This is a genomic window from Streptomyces telluris (assembly GCF_024519335.1).
Taxonomy (GTDB): domain Bacteria; phylum Actinomycetota; class Actinomycetes; order Streptomycetales; family Streptomycetaceae; genus Streptomyces; species Streptomyces telluris.
In genome coordinates this window covers 1-410 of sequence record NZ_JANIID010000096.1, presented here as the reverse complement: position 1 = coordinate 410, position 410 = coordinate 1, and the positions used below count along the sequence as shown (strand labels likewise).

General features: G+C 67.8%; 1 pseudogene. It reads left to right on the top strand.

Annotation, left to right across the window (positions count from 1 at the left end):
• Positions 1–410, top strand: a pseudogene (locus tag NQU55_RS36255) (NAD-dependent malic enzyme); the annotation flags it as partial.

The following is a 410-nucleotide window of genomic DNA, read 5'->3' as shown; positions in this document are numbered from 1 at the left end:
GTCCTGGGGAAGGTCTCGGACCGTACGTTCCTGATGCACCTCGGTGGCAAGATCGAGATGGCGTCCAAGCACCCGATCCGCAACCGTGACGACCTCTCCATGGTCTACACCCCCGGTGTGGCCCGGGTGTGCATGGCCATCGCCGAGAACCCCGAGGACGCCCGCCGCCTGACCATCAAGCGCAACAGCGTCGCCGTGGTCACCGACGGCTCCGCCGTGCTGGGCCTGGGCAACATCGGCCCCAAGGCCGCCCTGCCCGTCATGGAGGGCAAGGCCGCGCTCTTCAAGCGCTTCGCCGGCATCGACGCCTGGCCGATCTGCCTGGACACCCAGGACTCCGACGCCATCGTCGAGATCGTCAAGGCCATCGCCCCCGGCTTCGCCGGCATCAACCTCGAAGACATCTCCGC